Raw genomic sequence first — 7,626 nt, 5'->3', positions numbered from 1 at the left:
CTGCAGCTGCTCGCGTATCACACGGCATGCGCGCGCGGCACCGATGTCGACAAGCCGCGCAACCTCGCGAAGTCGGTAACGGTGGAGTAAGACCAGGCAGCGGGCTAGTCCTGCAAGACTGCCCCGCTGCCCAACACCACACTGACGTTCGATCTGAGAAGGCGACGAATACAGTCTCCTGAATCGAGACACTTTAAGTTCGGCCTTACTCCTCCAGGCCGGAACTTGAGACGCGCTACAGGCGCAACAGCCGCTATTCGTTCGACACCGCGCGCACCGTCGGCACGCTCTGCAGCACCGGCGCGACGGCCGACTGGTATTCCGGCACCCAGCGCCGCAGGTCGCGCCGGACTTCGTCGTCGCTCAGCACACGATGCTGCATCAGCCACGGCAACAACTCGTCGAGCAGATTGTCCGGCACTTCCCGCGCGCGGGCGATCCGCAGCTTCGGATGCGGCGTGCGCGTCGTCGTCTCGTCGTCCGCGAGCAGTTCCTCGTACAGCTTCTCGCCCGGACGCAGCCCCGTGAACTCGATCCGGATCTGCCCTTCCGAGAAGCCGTACAGCCGGATCAGGTCGCGCGCCAGATCGACGATCTTGACCGGCTCGCCCATGTCGAGAATGAAGATCTCGCCGCCGCGCCCCATGCTCGATGCCTGCAGCACGAGCTGCGACGCCTCCGGGATCGTCATGAAGAAGCGCGTGATCTCGGGGTGCGTGACCGTCACCGGGCCGCCCTTCGCGATCTGCTGCTGGAACTTCGGGATCACGCTACCCGCGCTGCCGAGCACGTTGCCGAAGCGCACGGTCTCGAACTGCGTGCCGCCGCTCGTCTGCTGCAGCGCCTGGCAGGCCATCTCCGCGAGACGCTTGCTCGCGCCCATCACGTTGGTCGGATTGACGGCCTTGTCGGTCGAGATCAGCACGAAATGGCGCACGTCGTGGCGGATCGCCGCGCGTGCGACGCGGTAGGTTCCCAGCACGTTGTTGCGCAACGCCTGCCATGCGTTGTGCTCCTCCATCAGCGGCACGTGCTTGTAGGCGGCCGCATGGAACACGATGTGCGGCGCATAACGCGACATCACCTGGTCGAGCAGCAGCGAATCCTTCGCGTCGCCGATGATCGGCACGACGGGCTGATCGGGGAAACGCTCGCGCAGTTCCTCGGCAAGCCGGTACATCGCGTATTCGGACAGGTCGAACGCAACCAGCTGCGCCGGCGCGAAACGCAGGATCTGCCGGCACAGCTCGGAACCGATCGAGCCGCCTGCGCCCGTCACCATCACGACGCGGCCGCGCAGCAGCGCCTCGACGTGCGGCGTGTCGATCGTGACCGCATCGCGGCCGAGCAGATCCTCGAGATCGATGTTCCGTACCTGCGACAGGAACCCCTGCCCCGGCATCAGCGCGGTCAGCGACGGCAGCACCATCGCCTTGATGCCGGCCCGCACGCACAGCGTCGCGACGCGGCGCTGCGTCTCGACGGACGCCGACGGAATCGCGATGATCGCGTACTCGACCTTCATCGCGTCGGTCCAGTGCTTCAGGTCGTTGAACGAGCCGAGCACCTTGTAGCCGTAGATTTCACGCCCCTGCTTGGTCACGTCGTCGTCGAGCAGGCCGACGAGGCGCCATTCGCCGGAACGCGACAGTTCGCGCGCGAGGTTCGCGCCGGCGGTGCCGGCGCCCAGCACGAGCACGGGCTTGCCCTGCCCGACGAGACCGCCGTACAGGTAGAACTCCTTCATCGCGCGGTACAGCGCACGCGCGCCGCCCATCGCGAGGAATAGCATCAGCGGCGACACGAGCAGCACCGAGCGCGGAATGATCGGCGACGGCTGGAACATCACCGCGCCGACCATCACGATCACGCCGCCGCCGATCAGCGCTTTCGAGATGCGCATCAGGTCGGGCAGGCTCGCGAATACCCACAGGCCGCGGTACAGGCCGAATACGTGGAACATCAGCGCGTAGACCGGCAGCACCCAGACGAGCGCCGTCAGCGCGCCGCCGAGGAAATCAGGCGGAATGCTGCCGTTGAAACGAACGAGATACGCGAACAGCCACGCGGCGATAACCGCCAGCAGGTCAAACAGGAAAGCACTTAGCGACAGCCACGAGGCTTTGGATCGCAACATCGGCGGGAAACCTCAAGAGTTGTTTTCAGCGGCCGACTGAAACCGGCGCCAGCGCATGTCGATCGACAATCCGAGCAATGCCAGTACGCCATACCATACGAAGAACGACAGCCACTGCTGCGGTTCCGGACGGCCCTTCGCCCATAGGGCGACAGCAACGCCCATGAGCATGATGAGGTACCAATACAGAGCGGTACGACCGTGGCCTACGCCCGATCGGACCATCCTTTGATAATAGTGCTCCCGGTGCGCCTGCCAGAACTTTTCTCCGCGTAACAGACGTCTCAAAAGTGTTACAGATGCGTCGGCGATAAAGGGCGCGAACACCAATGCCGGAAACCAGATCGGCCAGACGTCGGTGCGCCAGCCCCAGTAGCCGAGGGCGCCGGCCAGAAAACCCAGCGGAATCGAGCCTGCATCGCCAAGAAACAGCCGCGCCGGATGGAAATTCAGCAGGAGAAAGCCGAGTGCGGCGCCGGCGACTGCCGAGCCGGCCACGATGAGATCCGGCGACGGATTCGCGGTGCACAGGGCTGCGACCGCGTAGCCGCCGAAGCCGAACAACGCCATGCCGCCTGCAAGCCCGTCGGCGCCGTCCATGAAGTTATACAGGTTGGTTAGCCAGACCATCACGAACCCCACGCCCGCGAGCAGCCACCACGGCGCATCGGCGGGATAGACGACGATCAGCGCAACGACTGCCGCGAGGTGTGCGGAGAAGCGTACGCGGGCCGGCAGCCCGCGGCGGTCGTCGATCTGGGATATCGCGGCGAGTCCGGCCGCGGCCGCGGCAATCAGCCAGAGGCGCGGCGCAAGCGCCAGCAGCGCGACGACGCATACCGGTACGATGCCCCAGCCCCCGACGCGGGGTGTCGGCAGCGTATGGAGTGAACGATCGTTCGGAATATCGGTGGCGAGGCGCCATGCGAGGCCGGTCGCGAGCAGTACGCGCAGGATGGCCGTCGACGCGATGCCGGCAGCCACGGCCACCATGACGGCAGCAAGCCACGTGGGTATCGGGAGATGCATGTTCGCTATTTTTGTGTATCGCGCGAACGATACCATGCGGCGGTCGCTTCGAGGCCCTGTCGAGTCGTATAAGGCGGATGCCAGCCCAGCACGCGGCAGATCCGGCCAGTGTCTAGTTGCAGGCTGCCCGTCAGGCGATCGATGGCCGCGCGACGGCCGGCCAGCCTGCCGAGCACCCGCAGCGCGGCCGGCGGCACGCCGACCAGGCGCGCGGGCTTGCCGAGCGCATCGCCGACCATCCGCAGCAGTTCGGTGACCGACGGCGCATCGTCGTCGGCGACGTGAAAGCATTCGCCGGCAGCGTACGGGTTGATTGCGCACTGCAGCAGCGCATCGGCGAGATTCTCGACGTAGACGATGCTGCGCCGGGCGCCAACGGCGCCGAGCGGCAGCGGCGTGCCGCGCGCGATCGCATCCATCATGCGCAGGAAGTTCGCGCGGACGGTCGGACCATAGACGAGCGGCGGCCGCACGATGACGACATCGAGTCCCACTGCCTTGCCGAAGTCCGCGAGCTGCCGCTCCGCGCGCAGCTTCGAGCGGCCGTAAGCGTCCTGCGGATCGGGCGACGCGTGTTCCGACAGCGGTATTCCACCGTCGCCCTCGCCCACCGCCTTGATGCTGCTCGCGAACACGATTCGGCCCACGCCGTGGTTGCGCGCGGCTTCGGCGAGACGCAGCGTGCCGGCGACATTGGTCGCGTCGAAGGCGGCATCGGGATCGGGCGACTCGTCGCGCATCACATGCACGCGCGCGGCGAGATGGATCACGCAGTCGGCGGCCAGGTCGGTCGGCCACGCAGCGTCGAGGCCGTCGAAGTCGACCTCGGCGTGCACCCATTCGCGCACGCCTTCGACGCATTCCCCAGGCCGCCGCACGAGCGCGGCCACGGTGTGCCCTGCCGCCAGCGCGCGCCGACATACCGCGCGGCCGACGAAGCCGTTCGCGCCGGTGACGACGAGATGGCTCACCACAGCCTCCAGCCGAAGCGGTTGTAGAACTTGAACGCCGACGCGGCGAACATGCGGATGTGAGCGAAGCCCTTGCGGGACGCGCCGCCGCCGTGGTGAATCACGCGGACGGCGGGGACGTAGGCTACGCGGGCGACATCGTGCGTGCGCAGGCTGAGGTCGTAGTCTTCGAAGTAGAGGAAGTAGCGTGGATCGAAACCGCCGAGTCGCTTCAGGACGTCGGTGCGGAACAGCATGAAGCAGCCGCTAACGATGGGGGGATCCCAGACGATGTCGTGGTCGTTGATGACGTCGCGCATTTCGTAGCGCGCGAGGCGGCCGGCGAACCATTGCCGGATGCGAGCCGGCAGGAAGCCGCGGACAAGCAGGTCGAACAGCGCAGGGTAACGCCGGCAAAGATACTGGATACGGCCACCGTCATCGCCTATCTGCGGAGTCAGTAAACCGGCGTCGCGCTGCGCGTCGAGAAAATCGAGCCCTTGCTCGAGCGCGTCGGGCACCATGTCGATATCGGGATTGAGGACGAGGTGATAGTCACTCTCCGCTTCCCGGATCGCGAGATTGTGACCTTGCGCATATCCGATGTTACCGTGACCGGTCAGCACCTTGCAGTCGATCCCCGAGTTCGAGAAGACCTCTCTCGCAGACGCCAGTTTCGTTGCATCGCCACCGTTGTCGACGAGGCAAACGCTCGCGGAAAATCCGGGGCGCGACGCCTGCAGCCTCTCGACAGCGGCGATCAGGCTCGAAAACGTCTGCGTGAGCATGGCCTCGTCGGAGCGAAAGGTCACGACGGAAACCGACAATGCGTTGCTCCCCGTCGCGGACGAGGGCGAAAAGGACTTACCGAGAGGAGATGCCACGTTCTGCCGAGGTAGATGAAGGGACGAAACGCAGCCAAGTGTGCCACAGTCGTCCGCTCGCGCAACCGAGCTTGCTAGATTTCACATTCGAGGTCGAGCCGGGCCGCGCGCCACCGTCCGATCGATCCAGCGTGCGGCGAGACCACGCCGGCTAGACGTCGCAACGGAATATTGCGACATCCGTATGCGAACCGATGCGGCGTACCGACTCGAACTTTCCCGTCTTGCGAAGTGATTCATCGAGCGGCTCGTAGAAATAGACCATCGAATTTTCGGCGCGGCCTTCATAATCTCCGGCATATCCCGAAACGATCAAGGTCCGATCGGTACAATCGGCCAGAAATCTGATCAGTTCTCGATACTCTGCCTCGCTGCGCTGATGGATCAACACCTCGAAACACAACACCATTTCCCGGCGAAACGGCAATGCATCCCGACGACAGTGATCGACATGCGCGAACATCCAGTCGGGCCGCAGGCCCCGTGCTGTCTCGATCGCGAGGTGCGAGGTATCCAGCCCCAGATAATTCCTCAACTTCAGTGGCTTGACAACCTCCAGGTCGCCACAACCGACATCGAGCACGCTCGCCGACTCTTCGACACCCTGCTCTATCAGCAATTTGCGCTTGTACAACAGGTTTTCGCCACGCGACCCCACGCCTGATCCTCGTTCAGGAAAACGGCTGTATCGCAGATTCCAGAACAGCGAGTTCTCGAATCCTCGACTGATCTGTCGATTGGCCTGCTCGACGGCTCTGCGCTCGCGCGGATCGAGTACCGCCGGCGGCTCAAGCTTGCCGAGCACGTTCAGACTCACGTCGTGGTAGTGCAACAGCACGATGTCACTCGCCGGATCCAGATAGTTGTGCGCGCCGTTGAAATGAACGTAGTAGTTCACGTTGGATGCGGCGGCGCGATAGGGAATGCCAGCCACATTCAACGCCATCCACATGGAAACCTGATCGACATGAACCTCCTTGCCTATCTTGCGCAGCGGCTCGATATGATCGATCAGCCACGTCGCCCAATGCCGCCACGCGTCGTCGACGCGACGACAAAGGTGGCGCGGAATCCCGTAAAAGCCACCGTTGAAGTTTCCCGCGAGCGTGAAGTCCGCCGATGCATCGACTTGCACAGTGGCCGGCAACGATGCCATGCCGGCCAGCCGTGCAATTTCTTCCAGCACGGCTGTCGACGGATTAGGCAGGTCCACAGGCTTGGCAACGAGGTGGGAATCACTCAGGAACGGGCGAATATCTCCGAGCGCGATCATGTCGGTGTCGAGCAGCACGACAGCATCGAACTCGAGCGCATGCAGATTCTCGAGTTGTGCGATCTTGTTGCAATATCGCCCGTCGCCAAAGCGCTCGATCCGATGCTGCGAGCAACCGAGTTCCGTAAACAACGCGCGCGTTCCGACCGGAACTTCCGCCGTGAACTGCACGTGAACGTCCTCGGCGGCGTCAACGCTATATTCGATCAGAGATCGCGCAAGATGGTATCCCTGATAAGCGAACTTCGGATCTGCATCGACGACGAATGAAAAAATCACGCGGCCGGTGGGCGTCCCGTCGAACGACTTACCCGCCTCGGCCGCCCAAACCCTGCGCCCCGATTCGCATAGTCCGCGTATCACCCATGCCTCCTGAATGTAAAACGTGCGCCGTACATCCTGTTATCCGTCCAGTAACGCTGCGGATCATGTCATCTGCGAGGCAACATATATTTGCGGATCGTGCGCAGTGGACCGGTAATACGCCACGATGTCGACTGCAGCATTTGCTCGATCGTATTCTCTGCGCGTTCCAGCGCGGCACGCTGCGCACTCATCCCCGCTATCGCTTCGTCGCGCGACCGGTTCGCCGCGATCAGGGACTCCAGTTCGCTCTTCAGCGCATGACTCTCGGCACGCAAGGTCTCCGCGACCTCGGACGCCGATTGAGCACGCGTCTGCCAGTCGCAGATCGAACTCGCCTGCATTTCGATATCCCGTTGCTGCGCCGCTATTGTCTCTCTACCGGCAGCAATCTCTCGCTGCAGATGCGATATCGTTTGCTCAAGTTGCGACTCGAGTTCCAGGATCGGTGCAATACCGTCGAGGTATCTGCGCGCCGCCACAATGGCCGGCTCCACCTCGCGTTCGAATCGTTCGGCATCGAACACGTGTGCGGACACGAGCGCACAAAAAAGCGCTTTGGCAAGCTGTTCCGTCAAACTCGTGGCACCAAGGTCGTCCATCACAAAACGATTGTGTCGCAGCCGTCCGTCCAGAAACTCGTCCTGGAATGCGATCACCCGCCGCGCGTCGAGCGGCAACCCCAGACGTGCGGACACGCGCGCCAGTTCCTCGTGCGCATGCTCCATCAAGCGGTCGTAATCGACTATCGCCCGTGGCAAGCCTCGCGTTTCTTCCAGTGAGGCGACGGTATGGATCAACCACAGCAGCAACGATTTCTCGGTCGGAAACTGGTCCCGCCTTTCAAGCGACCCACTGACACTTTTCGGATTGCGAACAGCGACGACGTAGACGACACGCGCGGACAAGCCAGTAAAAAGCTCTAACAAAAAGAGTTACGAGGGCTGTTAACCCGCTGCACGCTCTGTTAACCTCATCGTTGTTTCGCTA

6 protein-coding genes are annotated in these 7,626 nt (G+C 63.3%); all 6 read right to left on the bottom strand.

What is annotated here, in order from left to right:
* Positions 1–253 precede the first annotated feature (253 nt).
* Positions 254–2,137 carry a polysaccharide biosynthesis protein gene (locus BST28156_RS34120; RefSeq protein ID WP_174904544.1) on the bottom strand — a complete coding sequence of 628 codons (1,884 nt, stop codon included), beginning with the start codon at positions 2,135–2,137 and terminating at the stop codon, positions 254–256.
* A gap of 12 nt (positions 2,138–2,149) precedes the next feature.
* Positions 2,150–3,166, bottom strand: coding sequence for an MraY family glycosyltransferase (locus BST28156_RS34115; RefSeq protein WP_254596498.1), 1,017 nt, complete (start codon positions 3,164–3,166; stop codon positions 2,150–2,152).
* A 5-nt stretch (positions 3,167–3,171) separates the two neighbouring features.
* Positions 3,172–4,137 carry a UDP-glucose 4-epimerase family protein gene (locus BST28156_RS34110; protein WP_174904542.1) on the bottom strand — a complete coding sequence of 322 codons (966 nt, stop codon included), beginning with the start codon at positions 4,135–4,137 and terminating at the stop codon, positions 3,172–3,174.
* Positions 4,134–4,928 carry a glycosyltransferase family 2 protein gene (locus BST28156_RS34105; RefSeq protein WP_437341312.1) on the bottom strand — a complete coding sequence of 265 codons (795 nt, stop codon included), beginning with the start codon at positions 4,926–4,928 and terminating at the stop codon, positions 4,134–4,136. Before BST28156_RS34105 ends, BST28156_RS34110 begins: the two co-directional genes overlap by 4 nt.
* Before the next feature lie 223 nt (positions 4,929–5,151).
* Complete coding sequence (locus BST28156_RS34100; protein ID WP_174904541.1) at positions 5,152–6,636, bottom strand: class I SAM-dependent methyltransferase; 1,485 nt, start codon at positions 6,634–6,636, stop codon at positions 5,152–5,154.
* Between the two features lie 68 nt (positions 6,637–6,704).
* Positions 6,705–7,448 (bottom strand): sulfotransferase family protein, encoded by a 744-nt coding sequence (locus tag BST28156_RS34095; RefSeq protein ID WP_174904540.1) that lies wholly within the window; start codon positions 7,446–7,448, stop codon positions 6,705–6,707.
* Positions 7,449–7,626: the final 178 nt, after the last annotated feature.

This window comes from Burkholderia pseudomultivorans, from assembly GCF_902499075.1.
GTDB lineage: Bacteria > Pseudomonadota > Gammaproteobacteria > Burkholderiales > Burkholderiaceae > Burkholderia > Burkholderia pseudomultivorans.
Note: the sequence above shows the minus strand (reverse complement) of the source record. Positions and strands in the feature narration are given on the sequence as shown.

Bases quoted from the DNA above. Each gene is read 5' to 3' on its own strand.
- BST28156_RS34120 (WP_174904544.1), bottom strand. From the start codon at position 2,137: ATGTTGCGATCCAAAGCCTCGTGGCTGTCGCTAAGTGCTTTCCTGTTT.
- BST28156_RS34115 (WP_254596498.1), bottom strand. From the start codon at position 3,166: ATGCATCTCCCGATACCCACGTGGCTTGCTGCCGTCATGGTGGCCGTG.